General features: G+C 55.8%; 25 protein-coding genes. 15 read left to right on the forward strand and 10 right to left on the reverse strand.

The window, feature by feature from the left end; translation table 11 throughout:
* Nucleotides 1-12: 12 nt before the first annotated feature.
* Both FFI90_RS12960 and FFI90_RS12965 read right to left on the reverse strand, forming a co-directional pair.
* A complete protein-coding gene (locus FFI90_RS12960) occupies nt 13-261 on the reverse strand; it encodes a hypothetical protein (protein WP_246123575.1) in 249 nt (82 codons plus the stop codon).
* 7 nt (nt 262-268) lie between these two features.
* Nucleotides 269-1,741, reverse strand: a complete 1,473-nt coding sequence (locus tag FFI90_RS12965) for a DUF4331 domain-containing protein (RefSeq protein ID WP_144778494.1) — start codon at nt 1,739-1,741, stop codon at nt 269-271.
* Nucleotides 1,742-1,892: 151 nt separating this feature from the next.
* Between FFI90_RS12965 and FFI90_RS12970 the strand changes: the two genes are divergently transcribed.
* The 6 genes from FFI90_RS12970 (at nt 1,893) to FFI90_RS12995 (ending at nt 7,069) form a co-directional block, all read left to right on the forward strand.
* A complete protein-coding gene (locus FFI90_RS12970) occupies nt 1,893-2,996 on the forward strand; it encodes a PLP-dependent cysteine synthase family protein (protein ID WP_144778495.1) in 1,104 nt (367 codons plus the stop codon).
* Nucleotides 2,997-3,071: 75 nt separating this feature from the next.
* Complete coding sequence (locus FFI90_RS12975) at nt 3,072-3,629, forward strand: sigma-70 family RNA polymerase sigma factor (RefSeq protein WP_144778496.1); 558 nt, start codon at nt 3,072-3,074, stop codon at nt 3,627-3,629.
* Complete coding sequence (locus tag FFI90_RS12980) at nt 3,626-4,339, forward strand: anti-sigma factor (protein WP_144778497.1); 714 nt, start codon at nt 3,626-3,628, stop codon at nt 4,337-4,339. Before FFI90_RS12975 ends, FFI90_RS12980 begins: the two co-directional genes overlap by 4 nt.
* A gap of 80 nt (nt 4,340-4,419) precedes the next feature.
* The gene (locus FFI90_RS12985; RefSeq protein ID WP_144778498.1) at nt 4,420-5,427 is read left to right on the forward strand and encodes a methionine ABC transporter ATP-binding protein; all 1,008 of its coding nucleotides are present in this window, start codon (nt 4,420-4,422) and stop codon (nt 5,425-5,427) included.
* Nucleotides 5,427-6,092 carry a methionine ABC transporter permease gene (locus FFI90_RS12990; protein ID WP_096782767.1) on the forward strand — a complete coding sequence of 222 codons (666 nt, stop codon included), beginning with the start codon at nt 5,427-5,429 and terminating at the stop codon, nt 6,090-6,092. The genes FFI90_RS12985 and FFI90_RS12990 overlap by 1 nt, the downstream gene beginning before the upstream one ends.
* A gap of 194 nt (nt 6,093-6,286) precedes the next feature.
* A complete protein-coding gene (locus tag FFI90_RS12995; protein WP_144778499.1) occupies nt 6,287-7,069 on the forward strand; it encodes a MetQ/NlpA family ABC transporter substrate-binding protein in 783 nt (260 codons plus the stop codon).
* A gap of 75 nt (nt 7,070-7,144) precedes the next feature.
* Here the strand turns inward: FFI90_RS12995 and FFI90_RS13000 are convergent, their stop codons facing one another.
* On the reverse strand, nt 7,145-7,798 hold the full coding sequence (locus FFI90_RS13000; RefSeq protein ID WP_144778500.1) for a peroxiredoxin: 654 nt from the start codon (nt 7,796-7,798) through the stop codon (nt 7,145-7,147).
* Between the two features lie 217 nt (nt 7,799-8,015).
* On the reverse strand, nt 8,016-9,377 hold the full coding sequence (locus FFI90_RS13005; RefSeq protein WP_144778501.1) for an alanine/glycine:cation symporter family protein: 1,362 nt from the start codon (nt 9,375-9,377) through the stop codon (nt 8,016-8,018).
* A 213-nt stretch (nt 9,378-9,590) separates the two neighbouring features.
* On the opposite strand from FFI90_RS13005, the gene FFI90_RS13010 reads away from it, so the two are divergent.
* Together FFI90_RS13010 and fghA are read left to right on the forward strand one after the other, a co-directional pair.
* Nucleotides 9,591-10,022, forward strand: coding sequence for a CBS domain-containing protein (locus tag FFI90_RS13010; protein ID WP_144778502.1), 432 nt, complete (start codon nt 9,591-9,593; stop codon nt 10,020-10,022).
* Between the two features lie 52 nt (nt 10,023-10,074).
* Nucleotides 10,075-10,920, forward strand: coding sequence for an S-formylglutathione hydrolase (gene fghA / locus FFI90_RS13015; RefSeq protein WP_144778503.1), 846 nt, complete (start codon nt 10,075-10,077; stop codon nt 10,918-10,920).
* Nucleotides 10,921-10,933: 13 nt separating this feature from the next.
* Here fghA and FFI90_RS13020 read toward each other — a convergent pair whose 3' ends face one another.
* Nucleotides 10,934-12,073, reverse strand: coding sequence for an HD-GYP domain-containing protein (locus FFI90_RS13020; protein ID WP_144778504.1), 1,140 nt, complete (start codon nt 12,071-12,073; stop codon nt 10,934-10,936).
* Between the two features lie 228 nt (nt 12,074-12,301).
* On the opposite strand from FFI90_RS13020, the gene FFI90_RS13025 reads away from it, so the two are divergent.
* Nucleotides 12,302-13,330, forward strand: a complete 1,029-nt coding sequence (locus FFI90_RS13025; protein WP_144778505.1) for a GGDEF domain-containing protein — start codon at nt 12,302-12,304, stop codon at nt 13,328-13,330.
* Here FFI90_RS13025 and FFI90_RS13030 read toward each other — a convergent pair.
* Nucleotides 13,319-14,722 carry an MATE family efflux transporter gene (locus FFI90_RS13030; RefSeq protein ID WP_144778506.1) on the reverse strand — a complete coding sequence of 468 codons (1,404 nt, stop codon included), beginning with the start codon at nt 14,720-14,722 and terminating at the stop codon, nt 13,319-13,321. The two genes, FFI90_RS13025 and FFI90_RS13030, sit on opposite strands and share 12 nt — an antisense overlap.
* Nucleotides 14,723-14,898: 176 nt before the next feature.
* Here FFI90_RS13030 and FFI90_RS13035 point away from each other — a divergent pair, with 176 nt between their 5' ends.
* From FFI90_RS13035 to msrB, 5 genes are all read left to right on the forward strand, one after another.
* Nucleotides 14,899-15,816, forward strand: a complete 918-nt coding sequence (locus FFI90_RS13035) for a carboxylate/amino acid/amine transporter (RefSeq protein WP_144778507.1) — start codon at nt 14,899-14,901, stop codon at nt 15,814-15,816.
* Between the two features lie 62 nt (nt 15,817-15,878).
* Nucleotides 15,879-17,276, forward strand: a complete 1,398-nt coding sequence (locus FFI90_RS13040) for a sodium-dependent transporter (RefSeq protein ID WP_144778508.1) — start codon at nt 15,879-15,881, stop codon at nt 17,274-17,276.
* Between the two features lie 200 nt (nt 17,277-17,476).
* Nucleotides 17,477-18,178 carry a response regulator transcription factor gene (locus tag FFI90_RS13045; protein ID WP_144778509.1) on the forward strand — a complete coding sequence of 234 codons (702 nt, stop codon included), beginning with the start codon at nt 17,477-17,479 and terminating at the stop codon, nt 18,176-18,178.
* Between the two features lie 3 nt (nt 18,179-18,181).
* A complete protein-coding gene (locus FFI90_RS13050) occupies nt 18,182-19,687 on the forward strand; it encodes a sensor histidine kinase (RefSeq protein WP_144778510.1) in 1,506 nt (501 codons plus the stop codon).
* A 78-nt stretch (nt 19,688-19,765) separates the two neighbouring features.
* Nucleotides 19,766-20,962, forward strand: a complete 1,197-nt coding sequence (gene msrB, locus FFI90_RS13055) for a peptide-methionine (R)-S-oxide reductase MsrB (RefSeq protein ID WP_144778511.1) — start codon at nt 19,766-19,768, stop codon at nt 20,960-20,962.
* A 22-nt stretch (nt 20,963-20,984) separates the two neighbouring features.
* On the opposite strand, the gene FFI90_RS13060 is transcribed toward msrB, so the two are convergent.
* Both FFI90_RS13060 and FFI90_RS13065 read right to left on the reverse strand, forming a co-directional pair.
* The gene (locus tag FFI90_RS13060) at nt 20,985-21,713 is read right to left on the reverse strand and encodes a 3'-5' exonuclease (RefSeq protein WP_144778512.1); all 729 of its coding nucleotides are present in this window, start codon (nt 21,711-21,713) and stop codon (nt 20,985-20,987) included.
* Nucleotides 21,706-23,580: a DUF294 nucleotidyltransferase-like domain-containing protein gene (locus FFI90_RS13065; RefSeq protein ID WP_144778513.1), complete on the reverse strand. Its 1,875-nt coding sequence runs from the start codon at nt 23,578-23,580 to the stop codon at nt 21,706-21,708. Before FFI90_RS13065 ends, FFI90_RS13060 begins: the two co-directional genes overlap by 8 nt.
* 189 nt (nt 23,581-23,769) lie before the next feature.
* On the opposite strand from FFI90_RS13065, the gene cobU reads away from it, so the two are divergent.
* Complete coding sequence (gene cobU, locus FFI90_RS13070; protein WP_144778514.1) at nt 23,770-24,285, forward strand: bifunctional adenosylcobinamide kinase/adenosylcobinamide-phosphate guanylyltransferase; 516 nt, start codon at nt 23,770-23,772, stop codon at nt 24,283-24,285.
* 12 nt (nt 24,286-24,297) lie between these two features.
* On the opposite strand, the gene FFI90_RS13075 is transcribed toward cobU, so the two are convergent.
* Complete coding sequence (locus FFI90_RS13075; protein ID WP_246123577.1) at nt 24,298-24,918, reverse strand: histidine phosphatase family protein; 621 nt, start codon at nt 24,916-24,918, stop codon at nt 24,298-24,300.
* Complete coding sequence (gene cobT, locus FFI90_RS13080; RefSeq protein WP_144778515.1) at nt 24,915-25,985, reverse strand: nicotinate-nucleotide--dimethylbenzimidazole phosphoribosyltransferase; 1,071 nt, start codon at nt 25,983-25,985, stop codon at nt 24,915-24,917. The genes FFI90_RS13075 and cobT overlap by 4 nt, the downstream gene beginning before the upstream one ends.
* Nucleotides 25,986-26,130: the final 145 nt, after the last annotated feature.

Consider the following 26,130-nt stretch of genomic DNA (forward strand, 5'->3'; position numbering starts at 1 on the left):
TGTGAAAGCGTTCTATCTGAGTAGATCATCGAAAGCCTGTGGATCATCCTGGTCATTGAAGCTGAATGTGACGGCATTGATTTTCCTGGGCTCCCGATTGGGGTCCGGGTTATCAAATTCGCCTTTCACGAAGGCTCCGAAATCCACCGACATCGCGGGCGGCTGGCTCTGGCTGCTGTTGCTGCTGGAACCGTCGAAACACCCCGTCAATGCCAGGGCCATGAAGCCCAATCCGGCAAACTGAATGGTCAGTTTCATCATTCGCTCCTCATGAATTGGGTGAGCCGGCCAATGGAGTCGCCAGGTACGGGAACACCACCTGTAATTCGGTAGGATCGAGCTGAACGCCATCGGTAAACGGCGTGGTCCTGTTTGGCGCGTCACTGGTCAAGGCACCCATGACGACTCGCAAGGCGGAATCGACTACGTCATCGACGGGGCGACGACCGTTCGGGAATCCGGCGTTGTCGCCACCCAGAACACCCAGGTCGTTTTGCATGGCCGCAGGAGTAGCCGCAATAGCAGGATTAAGCCGCAGCATTTCCGAGACTTGCACGCCCACCGGCATATTCACATCGGGTACGCCGGTCAGGAAGGCGGTTACCAGATCCGTGCGCGGGAAGTTATCCGGTGCCACAGCGCCTGCGCCGCCGAACAGTATTTCGAGCAGTTCCGGCAGGGTCGGGTGGGTGACGTAGGTAGCAAACTGACCGTCGTTCATGGGCTCGCTGGTGTTGAACAGGTCTTTGTCTTTGAGACCTATAACCACTTCATTCACCAGCGGCATACCAAGGCGCGATACCTGGGTCCAGGCCCCACCCTCCACAGTGGCACCTTTACCGCCTGCGGTTGGCTCGGGGTTGATGACTCTCGCCTGGCGCACACTGGCTGTGGTCCAGGCTCCGATGACTGGTTGGTCCAAGCCGGTAGCGGCCGTGCCAGTCAGACATTCGGTGGGTACTTCCAGGGCAAACGAGGTCACGTTCTTGTCGGCGAGATCACCTGCGCCCTCGCCGTCCCGTGCACCGAGCGGGTTGGTGTTGACCAGATCAAAAATCTCACCGAGGTTCACCGCAAAGGCTTCCTTGCGTTGGCCTACAAACACCTGGCCGTTGGTTGCGCAGCCCGGAATGCCGATCTGGAAGATGTGCTGATTGGCGTAGGTCTGGTAATCGGCAAACGATTTACCGCCGATGTTGTCCAGAGGTTTGTCGAATGTGCTGGTGCCGTCAGTGACATTGGTTGCCGTCTGAACGGTGCCGGTGCGGCGGTCGCCACGAATCACAGAAACCGTGTATTCCTGGCTGAACTGGACGTTGGCACTGTTGGTGGCATCGCCAATGTTTTTCAGGGGAACTGAGACCATTCGCTGGTCGCCAGCGGGGCCGACCGGTAACTGGATGTCGTTCAAAGTGTTGGAGAACTGAAAGCGGAACGTAAGGTTTTCCTGGGCGTTGCCACTGTTGTCGATGTGGATTTCGTATACCGCGTCTTCATCAAGATCGAAATAGTTGGGGCCGCCATACGCATCCTGCAGAGGCAGGTAATTCGCGATCAGCGTGACAAAATCGTCGCGGCCGGTTTCGTAACTGCGAAACATGTAAAAGTCGGTTCCGTCGACTTTGGGTACTTCGGTGATAAATGGAGCTTCGCGATGGCTGGACGCGTTTGCTGAGCCGGCATTGATACAGAGTCCGGCAACCGCAATGGCGAGGCCGGAGCGTTTCAGAAAAGTTTTCATTCCGTTTTCCTCTTCTATTGTTGGTCTTGCAGAAGAGTTAACGGAGCGGTTGCGGAAAAAGATGCAGGTACTATCAAATTTTTTATCAGGACGCTTTTGTGGGCTACTCTTGAGCAGTGCACTTGGAAGATAACCATCAGGATTAACAACCATGTTTAATCGCGCCCAGTGGCTGTCCGATGCCATCGCCCGTATTGATGCGGACTTCAATCGTTCATCGGACACCCATCTGATCAAGCTGGACTTGCCCGGGCTGCAGCACATCGATATCTATCTCAAGGATGAATCAACCCATCCCACGGGCAGTCTCAAGCATAGGTTGGCGCGCTCGCTGTTTCTGTTCGGGCTCTGTAACGGCTGGATCACGCAGAGCACACCGGTCATCGAAGCCTCCAGTGGTTCCACGGCGGTGTCCGAGGCGTATTTCGCCAAGCTCCTGGGGTTACGGTTTATAGCCGTGATGCCCAGAACGACCTCGGCCCAAAAAATTGCCAAGATCGAATTTTATGGCGGTGAGTGCCATCTGGTTGATAACGGCAGCGAGATCTACACCGAATCGCAGCGCCTGGCCCATGAGCTGGGCGGTCACTATATGGATCAGTTTACTTACGCCGAGAGGGCGACGGACTGGCGTGGCAACAACAATATCGCAGAGAGCATTTTCGACCAGTTGCGGCGAGAGCCTCACCCCATACCTCGCTGGATTGTTGTCAGCGCCGGCACCGGCGGCACCTCCTCAACTATCGGGCGCTATATCCGGTACGGCGGCCACCTCGCCCAGGGCTGTGAGCTGTGCGTGGCCGATCCTGAAAATTCGGTGTTCTATGAGGCGTATGCCAGTGGCCGGTCTGATATTACCGGCCAGTGCGGCTCACGCATCGAGGGCATCGGCCGGCCAAGGGTGGAGCCCTCCTTCAACCCCTCGGTGATCGATCGCATGGTGCGCGTGCCCGATGCGGCCAGTTTTGCTGCGCTGCGCTATCTGGAACGCCACTTGGGGAGGCGTTGCGGCGGGTCTACCGGTACCAATCTGATCGCTACCTTGAATCTGGCCAGCGAGATGCAAAAAGCCGACGAAACAGGCTCGATCGTCACACTTCTGTGTGACGGTGGCGATCGTTACATCGATACCTATTTTAACCCCATCTGGGTTGCCAATCAGGGCCTGGGTTTAACGGAATGGGAGGCGGCACTGGATAGCTTTGACCTCAACGGCCTGTTTGAGCCGGGTCTGGAAACCAAGTCCACAGGTTAACCTGCGTGCATCTTTGTTTGAACGCCGTTCGTAGTGTTGTAGAAGACTCTGAAAACAAGACAAGGGATAGCAAAGATGGTGGCCAGCAACTCTGAACAGGATGAATTGATGGGGCTGTTAATTGCAGTTTCCCGCGAGGACCGGCAGGCCTTTCAGCAGCTTTATAAAAAAATTTCCGGCCGCATGTTCGGGCTTTGCCTGAAACTGGCGAGCCAGCAGGAGCTTGCGGAAGAAGCCTTGCAGGACGCCTTCATACAGATATGGCACCGCGCAGCAGAATACCATAGCGATCGTGGTGCCCCCCTGAGTTGGATGATGACTATTGCCCGGTATCGCACGCTTGATCTGATGAGGTCCAGAAAGGCAAAGCAGACGTCTGGTGACAGCTATCTGGAGCATGTGGAGGATCAGCGCGAAGGCCCGCTGGATGTCTCGCTCCGCAGCGCGGGGGCTGCGGAACTGACAGGCTGTTTTAACGAGCTATCCGATGTGCAACGGGACAGTATTCTGTTGTCCTACTACCGGGGCTTTACCCACGATGAAGTCTCCGAGGCTTTGAGCTCTCCCATTGGAACCGTTAAAAGCTGGATTCGCCGCGGGCTGATGGTTTTGAAGAGGTGTCTGGAGCGATGAAAAAGACACCTGAACGCATTGAAAGACTTGCCGCCGAGTATGTTCTCGGCTCCCTTCATGGCCTTGCCCGAAAGCGCTTCGAAAGCTGGATGATGGAATCCGCAAAGGTGCGGGAAGAAGTCTGGTTTTGGGAGCGAAAGTTTGGCCAACTACTTGGTGAAGTGCCCGAAGTCACGCCGCCGACTTCTGTATGGAGCTCTATCGAACGCCGGTTATGGCCGGCTGAGAGTCTGGTAGAGAGCCCGGCTGGCAAAGCCCAATCCCGTGCCAGCCAGCGCTGGTTCTGGCCCAGTTGGAGCATTTTGGCGACGGCAGCCGCCCTGGTTATGGCGGTTGTATTGATGCAGCCAGCGCCCCAGAGTTCCCAGGCGCAATTCTCAGGCGCGATTGTTCAAGCTGATACCAAGGACCCGCTTTGGCTGGTTAGCGAAACCGGGCAAGGTAACCTGCTGAAATTGCGTTCTGTCGCCGCCAGTGCCGCCGAAACGGGTAAGGATTACGAGCTCTGGATAGTGCCGGAGAATGGCCAGCCCCTGTCGTTGGGCGTCATTCCGGTCGGGGGGCTGCATCAGGTAACCCTGACAGACACGGCCAGGCAAGCGTTGTCACAAAGCCGCACCCTTGCCATCAGCCTGGAACCCGTCGGAGGCTCGCCAACAGGCAAACCGACCGGGCCGATTCTGCACGTAGCGCAGCTGTACGAGCTATAGTGTTGATATGTGGGTTCGGGTTTGGCCGGTGAATACGTTATAATCGCCGGCTTTATTCTTGCACCCACAAGGCGCTGATCGTGATTGTATTTGACCAGGTACAAAAGTCGTATCAGGTGGGCGGCCGGGCGATCCCCGCGCTGCACCCGACCGATATGACCATTGAAACCGGCGAGGTGTTCGGTATTGTCGGGCATTCCGGGGCGGGAAAATCCACTCTGGTACGCCTGATCAACCTGCTGGAACCTCCCACCGACGGTAATATTCTGATCGATGGCGAGAATATCACCCGTTACAACGCCACTGAACTGCGTGCCTTTCGCCGTAAAGTCGGCATGATTTTCCAGCACTTCAATCTGCTGTCTTCAAAAACTGTGTCGGATAATATCGCCTTCCCCATGAAGCTGGCGGGCATCTATTCCAAGGCGGAAATCCGGGATCGGGTGCAGGAGCTGTTGGCTCGCGTCAGCCTCACGGATCACGCCACCAAATACCCTTCCCAGCTGTCCGGCGGTCAGAAGCAGCGTGTGGGTATTGCCCGGGCACTGGCTTGCAGGCCAACAATATTGCTGTGCGACGAAGCCACCAGCGCGCTGGATCCACAAACAACCCAATCGGTGCTGCGCCTGCTGGCGGAAATCAACAAGGAACTTGGCCTTACCATCGTACTCATCACCCATGAGATGGACGTGGTGCGGCGTGTGTGTGACCGGGTTGCAGTGATGGACGGCGGCCGCGTGGTGGAGATGGGCGCCGTGAGTGACGTCTTCCTGCATCCGAAACATCCCACCACCCGGGATTTCGTGTTTGAAAGCGAAAGCATCGACAGCCAGGAGCGTCAGGAAGATCTGCAAAAGGCCAATGGCCGTATACTGCGCCTGACATTCAAGGGCGAATCCACGTACCAGCCTTTACTGGGTAGCGTGGCGCGCGCCTCTGGCGTGGATTTCAGCATTCTCTCGGGCCGAATCGACCACATCAAGGACACGCCATACGGCCAGTTGACGCTGTCTTTGGTAGGCGGTGATCTGGCGGTTGCCATGAACGCACTGGAAGCGGCGGATGTTCACGTGGAGGTGTTGCGCTGATGGAAGCTTTACTGAGTAACGTGGACTGGCCAGAGATTGGCATAGCGAGCTGGGACACCTTGGTGATGGTGGGCATGTCGCTGCTGTTCAGCGTGTTGGCGGGGCTGCCGATTGGTGTGCTTCTGTTCCTGACCGGCAAGCGTCAGTTGCTGGAACAGCCGGTGGCTTACGCTGTGCTGTCATTTGTAGTGAATGTGCTGCGCTCGGTGCCGTTCATCATCCTGTTGATCGTGATGATCCCGTTCACCGTAATGCTGATCGGCACCTCTTTGGGTGTGGCAGGCGCGATTCCGCCGCTGGTTGCCGGCGGTGCGCCGTTCTTTGCCCGACTGGTGGAAACGTCCCTGCGGGAAGTCGACCGCGGTATCATTGAAGCCACCCAGGCCATGGGCGCCAGCGTGCGTCAGATCATCTTCGGCGCCTTGCTGCCCGAGGCGCTTCCGGGCATCATCGCCGGCATTACGGTCACCGCCATTACGCTGGTGTCCTATGCGGCCATGTCCGGCGTGATTGGCGGCGGCGGCCTGGGTGACCTGGCGATCCGTTTTGGTTACCAGCGGTTTCAGACCGACGTGATGGTGATTACCGTGGCCTTGCTGGTAATTTTCGTGCAAGTGCTGCAGATGGTAGGTGATCGTCTGGTTCTGTATTTTAGCCGTAAATAGATTTTGAGTAAGCCTGCGATGGCATAGCCCTTCCGAAAAGCGCCCGTAAATACGTCCTTGTAGGGCTCGGTCGCGCCATCCCTGGCGCTCCACGTTTTCGGAAGGGCTATGCCATCGCAGGCTCAGAGTTGCGAGTAACCCTCATTTTAAAGCAAGTAAAAAATAGTCTCGTTTATTTACAGGAGAGTGTGTTTATGAACTTCAAAAAAGCCTTTGTAGCCCTGGCTGCCGCATCTGTTTTTTCTGCGGCGGTATCCGCTGAGAAGCTATCCGTAGCCGCAACGCCGGTACCCCATGCCGAACTTCTGGAATTTGTGAAGCCGAAGCTGGCGGAACAGGGCGTAGAGCTGGAGGTGAAGGTGTTCACCGACTATATCCAGCCGAATGTTCAGGTAGACCAGAAGCGCATGGACGCAAACTTCTTCCAGCACCAGCCTTATCTGGACGAGTTCAATGACGGCCGTGGCACCAGCCTCGTGACCGTTGCCGGTATTCACGTTGAGCCGTTTGGCGCCTATTCAAACAAGATCAAGTCTCTGGATGAGCTGAAAGAGGGTGCAGTCGTCGCGATTCCGAACGACCCCACCAACGGTGGCCGGGCGTTGTTGTTGCTGCAGAAAGCCGGGCTGATCACATTGAAAGAAGGCAGCAAGATCACCGCAACCCCGCGTGATATTGCCGATAACCCGAAAGATCTCGATTTCAAGGAACTGGAAGCTGCTACGTTGCCACGAATTCTTGGCCAGGTGGACGTTGCCCTCATCAATACCAACTACGCGCTGGAAGCGGGCCTGAATCCGTCGGAAGATGCGCTGGTGATCGAAGGTTCCGAGTCTCCGTATGTAAACATTCTGGTAGCTCGTCCTGATAACAAAGACAGCGAGGCTATGCAGAAGCTGGCGGCGGCGCTGAAATCGGATGAAGTTCGTGACTTCATCAAGGAAAAGTATAAAGGCGCGGTGGTTCCGGCGTTCTGATCAGAGTATAAGCCACAAAAAAGCCGGGCAGCTTGCGCTGCCCGGCTTTTTTGCATCAGGAGTTGGCACTGTTAATCAGTCGCCGCTCCAGTTGGTTGTGGGGTCCGGTGTCATCCGCAGGTAAGACTTAACTTTCTTGTATCCTTTCGGGAAGCGCTTCTTGATCTCTTCCTCATCCTGAAGTGATGGCACAATAACCACGTCTCCGCCGCGTTCCCAGTTGCCCGGGGTGGCGACTTTGTGTTCGTCGGTCATCTGCAGGGAATCAATTACCCGCAGAACTTCATTGAAATTACGACCGGTGCTGGCCGGGTAAGTGATCATCAGACGAACCTTTTTGTTCGGATCAATCACGAACAGAGAACGCACTGTAAGTGTGCTGTCGGCGTTGGGGTGAATCATGTCGTACAGCTCGGCAACTTTACCGTCGTGGTCAGCAATAATCGGGAAGTTCACCGCGCAGCCCTGGGTTTCGTTAATGTCTTTGATCCACTCATGGTGGGAATCAACGGGATCAACGCTCAGCGCGATGGCTTTCACGTTACGCTGCGCAAATTCGTCTTTGAGCTTGGCTGTGAGGCCAAGTTCGGTAGTGCAAACCGGCGTAAAGTCTGCAGGGTGAGAGAACAGCACACCCCAGCCATTACCTAACCATTCGTGGAACGAAATCTTGCCTTCGCTGGAATCCTGTTCGAAATCCGGTGCGGTATCGCCTAGACGTAAGCTCATGCTCGCTCTCCTTTGATGCTACCTGTGTTAGCGCGGTTCGAGATTCCGGCTGCTTGGCCGCCGAATCCTTTTGTTCAGTGTATACGACAATCATTGGTGCCGGTTGACGGTATTGCAAGGGTCAGTTGATTCACCTCATCTTGCGCTGCAATATTGTCATTCAGCCCCGCTGATTGTCGTATCGGGTCTCCTCTGGAGGCCGAAGCTTCCCTCTTTTTCAGAGGCCTACGGCTCTTTCTTTTTCAAAATACTCTTTGGTCAGTTTGAACACTACCGGGCTGAGTAACAGCAGGGCGACCAGGTTGGGCAGTGCCATCATGGCGTTCAGTGTGTCCGCTATCAGCCAGATCAGGCCCAGATTTACAGTTGCACCAACCGGGATGGCAAGCACCCAGGCAATCCGGTATGGAACTATGGCTTTTACGCCAAACAGAAACTCGACGCTACGTTCCCCATAGAACGACCAGCCCAGCAAGGTGGTAAAGGCAAAAACTGCAAGAGAAATGGCCACGATATAATCGCCGATTCCAGGCAGTGCGTGAGAGAAGGCCATGGAGGTGAGTGAGGCGCCGGATTCACCGGATGTCCATGCGCCGGAGGTGATGATCACCAAGCCGGTGATTGAACATATGATAATGGTGTCGAGAAACGTTCCCAGCATGGCGACCATGCCCTGACGAACCGGGTCTTTGGTTTGCGCCGCGGCATGAGCGATAGGCGCCGAGCCCAGGCCCGCCTCATTGGAAAAGATACCCCGTGCCACACCAAACCGGATAGCTGCCCAGACTGCGGCACCGGCAAATCCGCCTTCGGCGGCCGTCGGGCTGAAGGCATGTTTGAAAATCATGGAAAAGGCGGCTGGGATCTCTGCGTAATTAATGGACAGGACAACCAGGCCTGCAACCAGATAAGAAAGCGCCATAAAGGGAACCAGGGCACTGGCTACCCGCCCGATGCGCTTGATACCGCCAATCAGTACCATACCAACCAGCACCATCAGAATAATGCCGCTGATCCAATGCGGCAGGCCGAAGGTCGTTTCCATTACATCTGCAACCGAGTTGGCCTGCACCGTATTGCCAATGCCAAAGCCGGCGATGGCTGCAAAAATTGCGAACAGCACACCCATCCAGGCCCATTTCTTGCCAAGGCCGTTGCGAATGTAATACATGGGGCCACCAACATGGGCACCACGCTCATCCACCTCGCGGAAACGCACGGCAAGAACGGCTTCGGAGTACTTTGTGGCCATGCCCACGAGCGCGGTCAGCCACATCCAGAACAACGCGCCTGGCCCGCCGAGGAAAACAGCGGTCGCAACACCGGCAATATTGCCTGTTCCGACGGTTGCAGATAGAGCGGTCATTAGCGCCTGGAACGGTGGGATTTCACCGTCTGACTCCGCCCCTGCGCTACTGCGGCCACCCCACAAAAGGCGGAAGCCGGCGCCAATCTTGAGTATGGGCATAAGCTTCAGGCCGAGGCTGAGAAACAGCCCGGCGCCAAGAATCAGTATCAACATGGGTGGCCCCCAGACCAGCCCGTTGATCGCTCCAAAGATATTCTCAATTGCTTCCATGGGGATCTCCTTATTATATGCCATGGCTTGAGGCTGTGATTTTACCCGAAGGGGTATAACTGGTTGAGTTTAGTCAGATATTCGCCTAAGTAAACTATAGCGCAATGAAAATTGAGGATTAGGCGCCTATTGCCTATGTTTACAGTACAGTACAGTAGAGAGTGTGGCTCCAGTCGGTGCTGTCGGATTAACCAGAAATGCGAGGAGTTAGCCATGTGTGCGCTCAGAGTTTCCAATATTATGTCCAACCACATTGAACCCATCCGATGCGGAACGCCGCTGACTGAAGTGGTCAAGGCGCTGCTTGAGAATCATATCTCCGGGTTGCCGGTGGTTGATGCGAATCGGCATTTGCTGGGTTTTGTTTCCGAGCAGGATTGCATCCATGCGTTGCTTGTAAGCAATTATCACTGTGAGGGAGATCCGGTGGTGGACGATGTAATGTTCCGGGAGCCTTTGCCAGTGTCACCGGGCATGGCGATTGTCGACCTTGCGCAGAAGCTCGGCTCTGGCAAGCCAAAAGTGTACCCTGTTGTTGAACACGGAAAACTCATTGGCATCGTCACGCGCACGGCGGTGCTTGCGGAGCTTGCCCGTATTGGTTGCGGAATCGAGCTTTCGAGGCATACAAGCGCTGACGATTGATCAGGCCATACTCTCAAGCCTGATTCTCAAGCCGCATTTCACAGAGGATACTATGGAACTCTTGTCCACTAACGTCTGTTTCGCCGGGGAGCACCGACGCTACCGCCACACATCTGCCACGTTGGAATGCACGATGGAGTTCGCCGTGTATCTGCCGCCGGCCGCGGTGGGTTCGAATCCGCAAAAGGTGCCAGCGCTCTGGTGGCTGTCCGGGCTGACCTGCACGGATCAGAATTTCATGGAGAAGGCGGGAGCTCAGAGGAAAGCAGCGGAATTGGGTGTGGCTATTATCTGTCCGGATACCAGCCCTCGTGGTGTTAACCTGCCGGGCGAAGACGATAGCTACGACTTCGGGAGCGGGGCGGGGTTCTATATTAATGCCACTCAGCAGCCTTGGGCACCGCACTACCGCATGTATGACTATGTGTTAAAAGAGCTTCCGCAGCTGGTTGAAAGCGAGCTGCCGTTGACCGACAGACGTAGCATCAGTGGTCACTCCATGGGAGGCCATGGTGCGCTGATATGCGCACTTCGTAATCCGGGTCTCTATGCATCCGTATCGGCTTTTGCGCCCATTGCCCATCCCACCGTTTGTCCCTGGGGGCAAAAGGCATTCAAAGGCTACCTTGGTGACGATCCGGCGAGCTGGGAAGAGTGGGATGCTACCTTGCTGATTCCGAAAACCAGTGAACGACTGCCCCTGCTGATCGATCAAGGCACGGCAGACGGTTTCCTGGAAAGCCAGCTCAATCCAGAAGCGCTGGTAACGGCGTGCGAACGGTACAACCACCCCATCAACCTGCGGATGCGCAATGGTTACGACCACAGCTATTTCTTTATAGCTTCCTTTATTGATGACCATCTGAACCACCACGCCCGGGCTTTGGGCCTGAGCTGAGCGATTCAAAGGATCAAGCGGGCGAGTCGGGGAAGCCCCAAATCTGGCTGAAATTCATGGATGGCATTATGTCCGGCTCTTCCAGAGCCTGGATATTGAAACCGGGCTCGCTGGTGTCACGTTCCTGGCGGGTCTCGTAGTTGTTCCCCGAAGGATCGAAAACAACCTGAGCAAACGGGCCGCGGGCACGTACTGGCCTGCCTGTTATTACACCAACCTCGTTATTTTCCAGCCGCACAAGGGTTCCTGGCGGATACTCTCCCAGAACCTGCAACAGGGCTTTGGACAGGGCTGGCCGGAAGGTGCCGTCTGCGAGGTTGGCGATCAGCTTGCGCGCAGCGGTTACGTTCATTCGCTGGCGATACGCACGCTTTGTGATCATGGCAACATACCGTTCGGCGAGTGCAAGGATCTCCGCCTCGGGCCGGATGTCTGCACCGCTCAGCCCCTCCGGATAACCGCTGCCATCTGCCTGCTCATGGTGCTGCGCGATGATGGTAAACAATAGCTCATTCTCAATACCCATAGCTTTCAGGGCGCGCACGCTACGTTGTGGGTGCTTGCGAATGACGCTTCTCTGCTCTTTGCTGAGCACCTTGTTGAAGGCGTTGAGTTTGTCGGCAACAGGTACCAGAGCGAGATTTGCGCTCAAGGCAGCTTCAGTCAATAGCGGGATACGTTGTTCATCGAGCCCGAATTGTCTGGCGATAAGCTGGCAAAGAATGGCGTAAAAAATGATCTGTTCGTGGATGGTCGGCCCGACCGAGTATAGGTGTATCAGCGCAAGGCTGGAGTCCGGCGAGCGGACGCAGGCTTGTTCTAAAGCATAGGCCAGGTCTTGCAGGTGTTTGCGGGCTTCGGGCTTGCCACTGGCAATCATCGCCAGAGTGTTTTCAAGCGCATGAAGATAATCCGGGTAGCGGGCAAACGGGTTGCATTGGGCTTCATCGCCAGATGCCTCGGTGTCTTCCCGCGGCACCTCAATAACCCGCGGTTTGAAATGACCGCGCTCAAAAAGTTGCTCAAGCTGTGAATCTGTTTGAATGACATAGCCCTGGCAAAGCAGAACGTTGCCGTCGGCGTCATATACGTCCCAAGGTAGGGCGCGGCCTATGGTCAATGCGCCGGGGGCGATTCGAACGAGATCACTCAACTTTCTGTTGATTCCTGTATGGTATGTCGGGTTTGAACACAGTTATGGACATAGTAAAGGTATTCGATTTGTAAGGGCTACCCGTCCAAGCGCAAAAAATCATCGAAAATCTTTCTTTATTATGACATTTCGCGGGCATTTTGTTAAAAAACGTAGAAAGTGGCGCTTATTGTGCCGCACTGACTTATGCTTGAAGAGTAAGCTCTGCCTGGCAGGAAAATGGCAAATATGCTAACGCGTCTCAAAACCGATTTCCGGTTATCGATTATTACTCTTTTGGGTGCCAGTGCATTGCTGGGGATTACCCCATTTGCAGTTATGCGCTTTTTGCAGGGTGATTTGGTTGCCGGGGGCATAGATACCACGATTCTGCTGAGCATATCGGGGGGAATGGTCTACGCCTGGATAACAGGAGATACACGCCGCAGTGGCATGGTTCTGGCCACCGTTGCGTGTTTTGGTGCCGTTATGGTGGCGGCGGTTGTAGGTGAGGTGGGGTTGTTCTGGTTGTATCCTTGTCTGGTCACTACGTTTTTTTTGGCCAGCCCGCGTATGGCGGGATTTCTCAACCTCGCCTCGATTTCAGCCATGGTAGGTTTGGGCGATGTTTTTCAGTCTGATGTTCAGATGTGGACATTTACTGCAACCGCAGTAGTGGTCAGTGCCGCGGCCTATGTTTTTGCGCAACGTAACGACAGTCAGCGCCATAGCCTGGAACATTTGGCGACCATCGACCCTCTGACCGGCGTAAAAAATCGCCGATCCATGGACGAAGAGCTTAATCTGGCGTCAGCCCATGCTGAGCGCACTGGCTTGCCTTATGCGCTGGTGATGCTTGATATTGATCACTTCAAGAAGATCAACGATGAGTATGGTCATGGCGTAGGCGATGGCGTGCTTATTGATCTGGCAACACTGATTCAGCACAGCACGCGAAAATCTGACCAGCTTTTCCGATACGGCGGTGAAGAGTTTGTACTTGTGCTGCCCGGTGTAGACGGCGCAGGCCTGACAGCGGTGATGAATAACCTGCAGCATACCTTGCGGAAAAAGATTAGGCATCCGGGTGGCGCAATCAGCGCGTCGTTTGGCGTCGCGCTGCGCAGACCCGGTGAGCGTGTGGAAAATTGGCTGGAGCGTGCAGATACGGCTCTCTATGAGGCGAAGGAAGCTGGCCGCGACAGGATCGTGTTTTCCGATGCAATGCCAGCGGCCAATCCGGACCTGTCTGTTGGCAGCACCGAGCTAGTTGGCTAGTTGGCCGGTGGTTGCCGGGCGATATCGGAACAGCCTCCACCCCAACAACACACTGGCCGATGCCAGCCCACCGGTCAGCCCTATCCAGAACCCTGCAGCTCCCATAGCCGGAGCAATCACATCAGTAAACGTCAGAATATAGCCTAGCGGTAACCCCACACCCCAGAATGAGAACAGCATGATCAGCAAGGGGATTCCCGTATCCTTGTAACCTCTCAGGGCGCTGATGCACGTCACCTGGATAACATCGGCCACCTGGAAGAGTGCCGCGAACATCAACAAGCGAACGGTCACCGTCTGAACATCCGCGTCGCTGGTATAGAGCGCTGCAATGCCTTGTGAGAAAACAAACAGGAGAATGGCGAAAACCAGGGCTGTGCAGGCCGCAAGAATCAGTGAACTCCGGGAAATCAGGCGTGCGGTATCCGGTGCGCCGGCACCGATGAGAAAGCTGACTCTTAAGGTCAGAGCCATGCCAATACTTAGCGGCAGCATGAACAGCAGAGACACCACGTTCAGTGCAATCTGGTGCCCTGCGACAACTACTGGGCCCAATGGTGCGAGAAAAAGCGCGATCACAGAGAACACACTGGCTTCTACAAATATCGTGAATCCGATAGGTATGCCAATGCTCAGGATGTAGCGAATCAGGGTGGCATTGGGCTTTGCCCAGTCTGCAACCAGGTGGAATTTTTTGTAGAGCTGGCTTCGGCTCAGGTAGGTCAGTAACGCTATTGCGGCAACTCCGTTGGAAATAGACGTTGCCCAGCCACAGCCAACGCCGCCCATTGCAGGTAACCCGAGCTTGCCGTAAATGAATATATAATTCAGGGGCAGGTTGATCAGTGTGCTCAGTACCGAGAATGCCATAATCACGCGGGTGTGCCCCAGCCCATCCGTCAGGCCGCGAAGAGCTGTCATCAACAGTAGGGCAGGAATGCCCCACGCAAACGCGTTCAGGTAGCCTTGGGTTATGCTTGCGGTAGTGGCCTCGAGCTTCAGCCCTTCCAGAATCGGATGCACGTTTGTCAGCAACAGGATCATTACAACAGAGCCGACACCGGCGATGTATAAGCCCTGCCAGGTGGCCGGCATTATTTTTTCCGGTGCACGCGCGCCGTTGTAACCGGAAATAATCGGCTGCAGTGCTCCGAGCATACCCATAAAAAACAGGAACAACGGCATCCAGAGGCTGCTGCCAATGCCCACGCCCGCCAGGTCTTCAGCGCTGGCATGGCCAGCCATAACCGTATCGATAACGCCGTTGGCCATTTGGGCGATTTGTGCGATCAGAATCGGCCCGCCGAGTATCGCCAGAGTCTTCCACTCGGTCAGCGTTCGCGAGACGAGAGACTTGCGAACTTCCGGCAGTGGCTGATGTGTGTCATCCATAGAGTACTGTTCCGAAGGGCCTGAGCGGATAGTCATCAAGGGCGGGATTGGCGGGGCGCATATTCTACTTGATCTTCACGATGTACATCATAGGGGTTTGCCACGAAAAGGCGCTGAAAATAGCCTTGAAACCCGTTAAAGTAGGCGCCCGCTAACTCTCACGGACAGCATGCATTATGGGACTCCTGGTCTTCGTCACGGTACTCTGGGCTTTTTCTTTCAGCCTGATTGGTGAGTTTCTCGCCGGCCAGGTAGACAGCGATTTTGCAGTGCTCAGCCGTGTGTTACTGGCAATGTTGATATTCCTGCCGTTTACCCGTTGGCGAGGCGTGCCAGGAGGGTTGAAACTGGGTGTGCTGATAACCGGCATGCTGCAGTTCGGCATTACCTATCTGTGCCTGTACCGCTCGTTCAGCTATCTGACGGTTCCGGAAGTATTGCTGTTCACCATCTTTACGCCCCTGTACGTAACCCTGCTTGATGACACCCTGTCTCGCCGATTTTCCCCTATTGCTCTGGTTGCGGCTGCAATAGCGACGTTCGGTGCCGGTGTCATCCGCTATGACGGGCTCAGCGAGGATTTCATTACCGGCTTCCTGTTGCTGCAAGTTGCGAATTTCACGTTCGCAGCGGGCCAGGTGGGCTACAAGCATGTTATGCAACGCTTCCCGGTTGATATCCCCGCGTACCGCACATTTGGTTATTTCTTTATTGGCGCGCTGATTATCGCATTGCCATCGTTTATGGTGTTCGGCAATGTTGAGCGCTTGCCCAGTACAGCGTTGCAATGGGGCATTCTGACATGGCTGGGGCTTGCAGCTTCCGGGCTTGGCCTGTTCCTCTGGAATCGAGGAGCCTGCCGTGTCGATGCTGGAACACTCGCGATCATGAACAACGTTCTGGTACCCGCGGGATTGCTGGTGAACCTGCTTATCTGGAACCGGGATGCGGATTTGCTGAGGCTTGCGGTCGGTGGGGGCATTATTGCTCTGTCACTTTGGATCAATGCACGCCTCCACCCCCGGGCCCGGTTGGTCGGAACTGGCATCCCGGAACCGGTGCTGGCAGAATCGCCCCCCAACCGCCGGGGGTAGTGACGGATTAGTCACGCCGGCTCACTTTGACGACTCCTTAGCCAAAAGCACAGGAAAATGAAATGACTCAGCTCAACCCGGCCTCGGGTAACGACACAGAAGCTTCTCGCGGCCTCTGGTCTTCCCGTTTCGCGTTCATTCTCGCAGCAACCGGCTCTGCCGTAGGCCTCGGCAACATATGGAAATTTCCTTATGTCACGGGCGAGAATGGAGGCGGCGCGTTCGTTCTGGTTTACCTGCTGTGTATTGCCATTATCGGTGTACCCATCATGATGGCGGAAATATTTGTGGGTCGCAGCGGCCGTCATAACCCGATTGGCAGTATGCGCCTGGTGGCCGAACGCAACCTCAGTTCGCCGGCGTGGCGTATTTCTGCTGTTATCGGCATGATCGCGGCGTTTGCGATTCTTTCGTTTTATTCGGTTATTGGGGGTTGGGCTGCCTCTTACATCGGCCATGCGGCCATGGGTGATTTCACCGGTGGCACAGCGGATTCCATCGGCGGGCTTTTCAGTGGTTTGCTGGCCAGCCCAAAGCAGCTGCTGGCATGGCACACTCTGTTTATGGCGCTGGTGATACTGGTGGTGTCCCGGGGGTTGAAGAGCGGCCTGGAGCGCGCAGTCACGATTCTGATGCCGGCGCTTTTTGTGCTGCTGCTGATTGCGGTGGGCTACGCCACCACCACAGGGCACTTCGGTGAAGCTGTAAGCTTTCTGTTTACGCCAAACTTCGGTGCACTGACCATCAACGGCGTGCTGATTGCTTTGGGTCATGCGTTTTTTACGCTCAGCCTGGGTATGGCCATCATGATGGCGTATGGCTCCTACCTTGGGCGTGATGTGCCTGTGGGGCGTACGGCGGTGAGCATTGCCTTGATGGACACGGTGGTAGCGTTGCTGGCTGGCCTGGCAATCTTCCCGGTGGTTTTTGCCAACGGTCTTGAAGCCAGTGCTGGCCCCGGACTGATTTTCCAGACCTTGCCTCTGGCGTTTGGCAACATGCCCATGGGCGGCCTGTTCGGCACGCTGTTCTTTTTATTATTGCTGTTCGCCGCCTGGACATCGGGTATCTCCCTGCTGGAACCCGTGGTTGAGTGGGTGGAAGAAAACACCAATATGGAGCGTGTGGGCAGTGCCATTGTAGTCGGCGTGCTGTGCTGGCTTCTGGGCATTGCGTCTATTCTGTCGCTGAACGTATGGGCGGATTTTGCGCCACTCGACATGTTTGCGCGTTTTGAAGGCAAGACGATTTTCGACCTGCTGGACTTCTTTACAGCCAACATCCTGTTGCCTCTGTCCGGCTTGCTGACGGCGATCTTTGTGGGCTGGTTTGTTGCAAAAGAATCCCTGAAAGCTGACGTGAGGCTGAGCCGTGGCGCGTTTGCCTTATGGCTGATTCTGCTGCGCTACGTGTCTCCTGTGGCAGTGGTGATTGTGTTTGTTTACAACCTGATGGCGTAATCGCACAGGCAAACAGAGAGCCCGGAAAGCAGCGATGCCTTCCGGGCTTTTGTGTAAAGGGGTGTCAGTTTTCGTCATCCCGAAGGCAGCTTTCATCGAGGCTCTTGTGACAGATTCGTGAAGTTTTCGCGTTAGACTGCAGAAAAGGACACACAGCAGATGGGCTGTTCGCACAGCCCGGACAAACGAGCCTGAGCACCATGACACGAACGGTACTGATAATTGAGGACAACCCCGGGATTGGCGAGCTGGTCAGCATGCAGATCAAGGATCTTGGCATGCAGCCGGTTCTGGTGGATCGAGGGGATGACGGCCTTGAGCGATTTCAAAAGGGCGGCATTGATCTGGTGGTTCTCGACTTGATGCTGCCGGGGCTGGACGGGCTGTCGGTGTGCCGGGAAATTCGCGCGATCCCGGGTTATGTCCCGGTGCTGATGCTCACTGCCAAAAGCACCGAGCTGGATCGGGTGCTTGGCCTTGAAATGGGCGCAGACGACTATTTGACCAAACCCTTCAGCGTCGCGGAGCTTGCTGCCCGCATCAAAGCCCTGTTCCGGCGGGTGGATGCGCTTTCTTCACGCAGTTCTGAGCAGGCAAAAGCTGAGGAACTGGAAGTGGACGGTCTCCGCATCGACCCTGTGCGCCGTCGGGTGTTCGTTCATGGCAGCGAAGCGGAGCTCACTGCCCGTGAGTTTGATCTTCTCTGGCACTTTGCCTGCCACCGCGGGCGCGTATTCAGCCGCGCGCAGCTGCTGGACGCAGTGTGGGGCTATAATCACGAGGGTTACGAACACACCGTAAACACCCATATCAACCGGTTGCGCAACAAGGTCGAATCCAACCCGGCCGAACCCCGTTACGTGCAGACGGTGTGGGGCGTCGGATACCGGTTTCTGGACTGATCCATGACTCTACCCCTGTTTCAAACCCTTTATGCGCGCCTGGCCATCGGCCTGTTTCTGTTGCTGGTGATTGTTGGCGGACTGTTTACCGCGCTAAGCCTCTACTCCGTACGTGAGTACAGTGCGGCGGTGAGTCAGGAGCTCAACCGCGACCTGGCCCGTCATTTGGTTTCAGATCGCAACCTGGTTACCGATGGCAAGATCAACCACAGCGAGCTGGAGCGGCTGTTTGATCTCTACATGAGCATCAATCCCAGCATCGAGATTTACCTGCTGGATCAGACGGGGCGCATTCTTTCCTATTCCGCCGACCCGGCCAAAATCAAGCGCAAGCACGTATCCCTGGAGCCAGTTCACGAGTTGCTGGAAAATCCGGACGCCTATCCATTGCAGGGTGACGATCCTCGCAGCCACGATCGCGGCAAAGTGTTCTCGGTCACGCCGATACCCAGCGCCGAGAACACGGCGGGCTATCTCTACGTTGTGCTCAGAGGTGAGGAATACGATTTTGCCGAAAGCATGGTGCACAGTGATCGTCTGTTGCAGATGGGCGGCGGCGCCCTTGCCATCAGCCTTTTCGTGGGACTGCTGGCGGGTCTGGTATTTTTTCGGCTGCTGACACGAAGGCTGTCCCGGTTGACGGCTCGGGTGGAGGCGTTCGAAGCGGAAGCAAAGGGTGCCGTAAACACGGGCGGCGCACACGAAACCGGTGTCCCCGGAGACGATGTGGACTATCTGTCAGCCCGGTTCGATCAGATGGCTGCCCGCATTGCCGCTCAGTTGGAGCTACTGAAAGACAAGGATCGCCAGCGCCGCCAATTGGTGGCCCAGGTGTCACACGATTTGCGCACACCGCTGGCGTCCATTCAGGGTTACCTGGAAACACTGGGGATGAAGCAGCAGGTGCTGAACCCCGACGAGCGCCGACGTTTTTTGAGTGTGGCACTGGCTGAAACCCTTCGCCTCAGCAAACTGGTTGATGAACTGTTTGAGCTGGCGGCATTGGACGCCCGCGAACGGCAGCCGTTGGCGGAGCCGTTCATGCCCGCGGAATTGCTGCACGATGTGGTGCAAAAGCATAGGCCGAAGGCAGAACAGGTGGGGGTTGCCCTGAGCATAACCGTTGCACAGCCGGCGATGGTGCTTGCAGATATCGCCATGACCGAGCGGGTGCTGGACAACCTGATCGGTAACGCTGTTGACCACTCACCGAAGGGCGCCGAGGTAAAGCTGAGCGTTGCGGCGGGCAACGAGGGCGTTGAAATCTGCGTTCTGGACGCCGGAGAGGGCATCAACCCGCAGGATATTGATCACGTATTCGATCCGTTTTATCAGGCGCCGGGAGCCATCCGCACTGGACATGCCGGGCTGGGCCTCGCCATTGCGCGCCGGATGGCGGAATTACAGCAGGGGCGGGTTTCCGTAGAAAGCCAACCGGGGTCTGGCGCAGCCTTTCGTTTCTGGTTGCCGCAGGCCGCGGCAACGGCAAATGAATCCACGGAGTTATAGATTCGTAAGAATTAAGGAACGTTTTGGTGAAGTCACAGCGATAGGATGGCTTACGATATTACTCGCAGGAGAGTTGTTATGAATCGAAAAATACTCGCTATGGTCACCGCATTGCTTATTGGGGCCACGGGCGCTTTCTATGCGGCCGTTGCCACGGCGGAAAAGACGACGGCCAAAACCAGTGAATACGCGCCGTCAGATCCGGGCCTGAAAGTCGCGACCTTTGCCGGTGGCTGCTTCTGGTGCGTGGAAGCCGGTTACGAGAAGATCCCCGGTGTAGCTGAGGCCGTTTCTGGCTACGCGGGCGGAGATGAGCCCGACCCGAACTACCAGCAGGTCTCTTCCGGCCGTACCGGGCACACCGAGGCGGTGCAGGTTTATTACGATCCTGATGTGATTACCTACGAAGGCTTGCTGCAAGGCCTTTGGAGAATGATGAACCCGACGGATGCCAAGGGTCAGTTTGTTGATCGCGGACAGCAGTATCGCCCCGCAATTTTCTATCATAATGCCGAGCAGAAACGTTTGGCAGAAACCGCGAAACAAGAGCTGCAGGCATCAGGTGTTTACAAGAATCCGGTGGTGATCGAAATTACCCCGCTGAAGACCTTTTATGCGGCTGAGAAGTATCACCAGGATTACTACAAAAAGAATCCGGTGCGCTACAACCTTTACACCTTCAACTCAGGCCGCTATCAGTTCATCGAAGACGTATATGGAAAAGACTACGAGCTGGATTTCAGCCAGTTCAAGCCAGAGGCAAAGGCTGCCGACAGCGCTGAAAAGACTGCGGAAAAGAGCGCGGGGATGAAAGGGTTTGATCCGCAAACGTTCGTCAAGCCGGATTCAGACACCCTTAAGCAGAAGCTGACCAGTACGCAGTATGAAATAACCCAGAATGACGGTACAGAACGGGCGTTCAGCAATCCGTATTGGGACAACAAGCAGCCAGGAATCTACGTGGATGTTGTGTCAGGTGAGCCCTTGTTTTCCTCCCGTGACAAGTATAAATCCGGTACAGGCTGGCCGAGCTTTACCCGCCCACTGAGCCCGGACATGGTTGTAGAAAAGGAAGACAACGGGTTCTTCATGAAACGCACCGAGATTCGCAGCCGCTTTGCTGATTCGCACCTCGGGCATGTGTTCAACGATGGCCCGGCGCCTACCGGCCTGCGTTACTGCATGAACTCAGCCGCCATGAAGTTCATCCCGCTGGAAGAAATGGCTGACGCCGGCTACGGCAACTGGGTTGCAGAAGTGAAGGCGGCCCGGTAAAGCCCGAGAGGGTCCCGAGCCCTCAAAGCCAAAAGTCGCCGATAGGCGTCTGCGGGCTGAAGTGATGTTGTATCTGAGCCTGCAGCAGCTCGGCAGTGGCAATGGCATCAATCAGAGCGTTATGGGCCGCGTAATGAGGCAGCCCATAACGCGTTCTGCTGTCGGCCAGGCGTATGGATAGTGGCTTTTCACCCACCAGGCGCTTGAAAAAAGAAGGCTGTCGGCCCGGGTGTAAGTGCGCCTCAATCGCCATGGTGTCGACGACCGGAAAGCGAATGCCCTCACCAAGGCGATATTGCAGCGCCACATTCAGGAATCGCCGCTCGATATGCCTGAAGTGCACCACCGGAACACGGCCGTTCAAGCTGGCAAAAACCTCCTCAAGTATTTCTGACAGATCCGGAGCTTTGTTGATATCGGCGTGGGTGATGCCATGAAAGGTAACCGACGCCTGATGCAGTGGCAGCCTTGGGCGAACGACCCAGTGCTTTGCCTTGCCAAGCTGAATGGCATCCAGCGTAAAAGGCACCAATCCGATACTGACAATTGAGTGTGCCTCCGCCTCCAGGCCGGTAGTCTCAAAATCCAGAGCCACCATGGGAGCCTCGGATACCGGTGTATCCGCGGGAACGCAGCCGGCCTCATAAAAGGCCTTCAGTACGGGCGCCTTGGCACTGCTGGCCAGAGCCTGATACTGCTCTGGCCAGGGCAGATGCTTGACCGCTTCTGGCATGGCCGGGCTCTCAGACATGCCGGGTGGCCTGTGAGGTATAGCGGAACCTCAGAAACTTCTGGGCGTTACTCACAACCTGGAACGCATCTTTGAGGTGACTGCGCTCAAACGGCGACAAGTCCTCCGGCCGCACGTTGTTGTCCGGCTCTTCTCCTGCCTCGAGAGACAAGGCTTGATGGCGGATTCGCACAATAGATATGAATTCGAGTGCATCTCTCAGGTTGCCCAGATCGTCCTCAAGGATCAGCTTGGTTTTGCCGATGCTTTTCAGCCGCTCGAAGGAGTTCTGCGCCCGCGATCCGCAGGCCAGCGCGTGAATCCGGATCAGGTCGGATAGTGGGGCAGTACCCCGACGCTTCAGGTTAAAGGTTTTTTGATGCTTACCGTCTTCCTCAAGTACAAAGGTGCGGAAGAAACCAAGAGGAGGCGTTCGGTTGAGTGCGTTACGCGCCATAAGAGTGAGGAAAAGCTGGCTGTTGCTGGCCTTTTCGCTGATCAGGGTTTTGAGCTCTTCCGCGAACTCGGTACGACCGTATATGCCGTCCAGATCAAAGAAGATATTACTGTTCAGCAGAGCTTCTGCCTTGGGGTTTTCAATCCAGTCGGTAAAGTAACTTCGCCACACCTTCAATGGCTGGCGCCATTTTGGATTGGTGGCCATGATGTCCCCGGTACAGTAGGTATAGCCGCACTCCGACAGGCCGTCGGACACAAACTTCGCCAGAGCCAGAAAGTACCCATCGTGTTCCTCTGGCACAAAACTGTCGTCCAGAATCATGGCGTTGTCCTGATCTGTCACGACCAGCTGCTCGTCCCGTGCCATGGAACCCAGTGCCATGAAGCAATATGGCACTGGCGGCGGCCCCAGCTTTTCTTCTCCCAGTTCCAGCAGGCGTTGAGTAAAGCTGCGCCCAATGCCTGCCATGGCACTGCCAATCATGTGTGAGTTGGCGTCTTCATTGACCATGCGTACAAAGCTGTCGCGGACATCGAGACTGATCTTCTTCAGGCCCTTTACATGCTGCTGATGGTAGATATTGCTCACCAGGTACAGGCTGCTCTGGCTTTCATACTTCACAATGTCTGCAAGCGCGATCACGCCCCGGACTTCATAGCCGTCCATCACCGGTAGGTGGTGCACGTTGTTATGCAGCATGGTGAGCATGGCTTCGAAGATGTAGCTGCTGGTACGTATGGTGATTAGCCCCTCGGTCATGATGTCGCTGACGGGCGTTTCAGATGGCAGTGCTTCGGTCACAGCTCGGGTGCGCAGGTCACGGTCGGTGATAATGCCGGTAAGGCGCTCACTGTCGCCTTCGCCGTCCATCAACAGCAGGGCAGATACGCCGTTATCTGTCATAATGCGCGCTGCTTCCTGCAATCGCACCGTAGTGGGCGCAGAGACCGTTTTACGGGAAATCAGCCGGGTAACGCGGGAGGTCATCAGTGCGTTGGATTTTTCCCGGCGAGAGAGCGCCGAGCGTAAACGGCTGCGGTCTTCTATCTCTACAAAATCTGCAAAGTTCTCATCGTTTTCAAACAGGTAGTGAAATGTGTCGGCAGGAACGCGGTACAGCAGGCTGTCTTCCAGTGCCCGGGCCGGGAATCGAACCTGCCGCTGCATCAGCAGACCAAACTGGCCAAAAATCTCGCCCTCACCTATGCGGTTATAGAGTTCGCCAGAGCGCCGAAAAATCTCCACCGCCCCGCTGCGGAGATAGTACATGCAGGTGCTGGGCTGTCCGGTTTCCAGTATCTGGGCCCCAGCCCGCACATAACTGATTTCAATACTGGCAGTTAGCTGATTGACCAACTCCTCCGGCATGTCATCAAATGGAGCATGCTGGATAAGGTGGTTTCGGATGTCGATCAGTTCAGCCTGCATGCTGTCTCCCGGATGGAATGAATAGTGCCTCCGCAAAACTATAGCAGAAACCGGTGCTTGGGCGGCGGAGCCTGCACCGAAAGGCTATATTGGTGTCATCCCGTTCAAAAGCTTGGCCCGGTCCTTTGCTTTGCGGCCTGTTCGCCGGTTAGCATTCGCGTCTGGCTTTTCGGGAAACAACCAAACATCATGCACACTCTGGTTCTTGGCGGTGTTCGTTCAGGCAAAACTGCGCTTGCGGAGCGCTTGGCATCTGACACAAACAGCTCAGTCATGTACCTTGCCACCGCAGCAGCGGGGGACGATGAGATGCGGGCGCGCATTCAGTATCATCAACAGCAGCGCCCCGCTGACTGGGGGCTCGAGGAAGAGCCGTTTGCTCTGGGGCAGGTGATTGCCTGTTGTGCACAAAAGCAGACCCCGCCGTGTATTCTGGTAGACTGCATGAGCCTGTGGCTGAGTAACCTTCTGCACGCAGGTGAAGAGACATTTACCCGGGAACGGGCTGCGTTTCTGGAACAGGTGAACGGCTATCCCGGCGAGCTGGTGATTGTCAGCAACGAAGTCGGGCTGGGCATTATCGGGATGGATCCGCTCACACGCCGCTTTGCGGATGAGCTGGGCTGGCTGAACCAGTCGCTGGCAAAACTGTGCGGCAAGGTGGTCATGAGTGTTGCCGGGTTGCCTGTGGTTTTAAAACCGTGAAAGCCTGAGCATTTAACAAACTCCGTGCGCTACAAGGCTTTGAAACACACCATAGTCTGAGGTATCAACCTGAATCCTGCTACGGCAGGCATAGGGCGTGGTCAGTCCTGAGAACGCGTGTTCCAGGGGAATGTTCATAGTGGCTGCGACGATCATCCGTATGGTGCCGCCATGGCAAACGATCAGCACACTCTGGCCCGCAAGCTCTAGTTGCCAGTGGTGCCAACTTTCAATAACGCGCCGGTTGAAATCCACGACCTGTTCACCACCCGGAGGTGTATTGCTCACCGGATCGGCCCAAAACCGGTTTAGCCTTTCCCCATCACTTGCCATCACATTTTCAACGGTGCGTCCTTCCCACTCTCCGAAGTTGATTTCTCGCAGACGCTCATCCTTGTGCAGGGGGATTCCGTGGCGATCAGCCAGCTCCCGGGCAAAATGAACGCAGCGCAACATGGGTGAGGTAACGATGGCATCCCAGGTATCGACTTTGGTAATGGCACTACGCATCTGATGCCAGCCGGTTTCGCTCAGCGGGTCGTCTTTGCTGCCCCGATACATGGGCCCGCCCTCGGGTTCGCCATGGCGGATGAGGTCGAATACCGTTGTGCTATCCATCGTTGTGTTATTCATTGCTGGTCTTTGTTACTGACGCCGGCATCAGCAAAGCTGGCCATGCCGTTATGAAGCTCGCAGGCAAGCCTTAGCAAGGGAACTGCGGCTGCTGCGCCGCTACCCTCCCCGAGGCGCATTCCCAGATCAAGCAGTGGTTCTGCGTTCAGGGCCTCAAGAACGGCCTGGTGGCCTGGCTCTGCGGAACGGTGGGCGAACAGGAGCCAAGGGCGGATGTCGGGTTGCTGGTTAACGGCGATCAGTGCTGCAACAGATACAATATAGCCATCAATCAACACCGGAATGGATCGTGCGGCACACCCGGCAATGGCGCCTGCCAGAGCTGCAATCTCAAAACCACCGAAGGCTTTTAGAACCGCCATCGCATCCTGACCTTCATCGTCGTTATCGTGGCGCTGAAGTGCAGTGATAATAACTTCGGCTTTATGGCGAACACCGGCAGCGTTCATGCCCGTGCCGGGACCGGCCAGCTTCATGGGGTTCTTGTTCATCAGTGCACACGCAATGGCGGTTGCCGAAGTGGTGTTGCCTATGCCCATTTCCCCGCCAATAAACAGTTGGCTGCATTTGTCTGCCGCTCGCTGAGCCGCCGCGTCGCCGTAGTTCAGGGCTGCACACACCTGCTCGGTTATCATGGCGTCGGTTGCCGAAAAGTTACGGGTGCTGGGCGCAATGCGGGCGTCTATAACGCCGGGTAAACCAGGTGCAACATCCGATACGGTGCCAAGATTTACAACTTCCAGCCCTGCACCCAGGGACTTGGCCAGCACGCTTATCGCCGCGCCTCCATTGGCGAAGTTGGCAATCATTTGAGCAGTAACCGCTTGAGGGAAGGCGGAAATTCCTTCATCACAGATACCGTGATCACCTGCAAACACGCTGATCTGGATGCGGTCCAACTCGGGCTTGTCAGTGCCCTGAAGACCAGCAAGCTGAACGGCAACGGTTTCCAGCTTGCCCAGGGAGCCAGCGGGTTTGGTCAGCACACTCTGTCGCTGCATGGCCTGTTCAAAAAAACGTGCTTCGGGTTGCCGGGGAGGGGTGGTCCAACTGCGTGGAAAAGACATTGCACATACCTTCATACATCAACAGATCGAAACGCAGGATCTGATAGCGGGGGAGTGGCGCTCGAATTCAATATAAAGCGGGATCATACTCCGGCTGGGCGCAATCAGGTAGGCTTGAGGGCATCACTTTCGTTCTGACTCGGAA

Origin of the sequence: Marinobacter maritimus, assembly GCF_007671675.1 — a bacterium.
Lineage (GTDB): Bacteria > Pseudomonadota > Gammaproteobacteria > Pseudomonadales > Oleiphilaceae > Marinobacter > Marinobacter maritimus.

What these genes read in the sequence shown, in the direction of transcription:
- FFI90_RS13050 (WP_144778510.1), top strand. Translation starts at nt 18,182, where the DNA reads ATGACTCTACCCCTGTTTCAAACCCTTTATGCGCGCCTGGCCATCGGC.
- FFI90_RS12995 (WP_144778499.1), top strand. Translation starts at nt 6,287, where the DNA reads ATGAACTTCAAAAAAGCCTTTGTAGCCCTGGCTGCCGCATCTGTTTTT.
- FFI90_RS13040 (WP_144778508.1), top strand. Translation starts at nt 15,879, where the DNA reads ATGACTCAGCTCAACCCGGCCTCGGGTAACGACACAGAAGCTTCTCGC.
- FFI90_RS13035 (WP_144778507.1), top strand. Translation starts at nt 14,899, where the DNA reads ATGGGACTCCTGGTCTTCGTCACGGTACTCTGGGCTTTTTCTTTCAGC.
- cobT (WP_144778515.1), bottom strand. Translation starts at nt 25,985, where the DNA reads ATGTCTTTTCCACGCAGTTGGACCACCCCTCCCCGGCAACCCGAAGCA.
- FFI90_RS13075 (WP_246123577.1), bottom strand. Translation starts at nt 24,918, where the DNA reads ATGAATAACACAACGATGGATAGCACAACGGTATTCGACCTCATCCGC.
- FFI90_RS12970 (WP_144778495.1), top strand. Translation starts at nt 1,893, where the DNA reads ATGTTTAATCGCGCCCAGTGGCTGTCCGATGCCATCGCCCGTATTGAT.
- FFI90_RS13005 (WP_144778501.1), bottom strand. Translation starts at nt 9,377, where the DNA reads ATGGAAGCAATTGAGAATATCTTTGGAGCGATCAACGGGCTGGTCTGG.
- FFI90_RS12980 (WP_144778497.1), top strand. Translation starts at nt 3,626, where the DNA reads ATGAAAAAGACACCTGAACGCATTGAAAGACTTGCCGCCGAGTATGTT.
- FFI90_RS13030 (WP_144778506.1), bottom strand. Translation starts at nt 14,722, where the DNA reads ATGGATGACACACATCAGCCACTGCCGGAAGTTCGCAAGTCTCTCGTC.
- FFI90_RS13045 (WP_144778509.1), top strand. Translation starts at nt 17,477, where the DNA reads ATGACACGAACGGTACTGATAATTGAGGACAACCCCGGGATTGGCGAG.
- FFI90_RS12960 (WP_246123575.1), bottom strand. Translation starts at nt 261, where the DNA reads ATGATGAAACTGACCATTCAGTTTGCCGGATTGGGCTTCATGGCCCTG.
- FFI90_RS12990 (WP_096782767.1), top strand. Translation starts at nt 5,427, where the DNA reads ATGGAAGCTTTACTGAGTAACGTGGACTGGCCAGAGATTGGCATAGCG.
- FFI90_RS13065 (WP_144778513.1), bottom strand. Translation starts at nt 23,580, where the DNA reads ATGCAGGCTGAACTGATCGACATCCGAAACCACCTTATCCAGCATGCT.
- FFI90_RS13060 (WP_144778512.1), bottom strand. Translation starts at nt 21,713, where the DNA reads ATGTCTGAGAGCCCGGCCATGCCAGAAGCGGTCAAGCATCTGCCCTGG.
- fghA (WP_144778503.1), top strand. Translation starts at nt 10,075, where the DNA reads ATGGAACTCTTGTCCACTAACGTCTGTTTCGCCGGGGAGCACCGACGC.
- FFI90_RS13000 (WP_144778500.1), bottom strand. Translation starts at nt 7,798, where the DNA reads ATGAGCTTACGTCTAGGCGATACCGCACCGGATTTCGAACAGGATTCC.
- FFI90_RS13025 (WP_144778505.1), top strand. Translation starts at nt 12,302, where the DNA reads ATGCTAACGCGTCTCAAAACCGATTTCCGGTTATCGATTATTACTCTT.
- FFI90_RS12975 (WP_144778496.1), top strand. Translation starts at nt 3,072, where the DNA reads ATGGTGGCCAGCAACTCTGAACAGGATGAATTGATGGGGCTGTTAATT.
- FFI90_RS13010 (WP_144778502.1), top strand. Translation starts at nt 9,591, where the DNA reads ATGTGTGCGCTCAGAGTTTCCAATATTATGTCCAACCACATTGAACCC.
- cobU (WP_144778514.1), top strand. Translation starts at nt 23,770, where the DNA reads ATGCACACTCTGGTTCTTGGCGGTGTTCGTTCAGGCAAAACTGCGCTT.
- FFI90_RS12965 (WP_144778494.1), bottom strand. Translation starts at nt 1,741, where the DNA reads ATGAAAACTTTTCTGAAACGCTCCGGCCTCGCCATTGCGGTTGCCGGA.
- msrB (WP_144778511.1), top strand. Translation starts at nt 19,766, where the DNA reads ATGAATCGAAAAATACTCGCTATGGTCACCGCATTGCTTATTGGGGCC.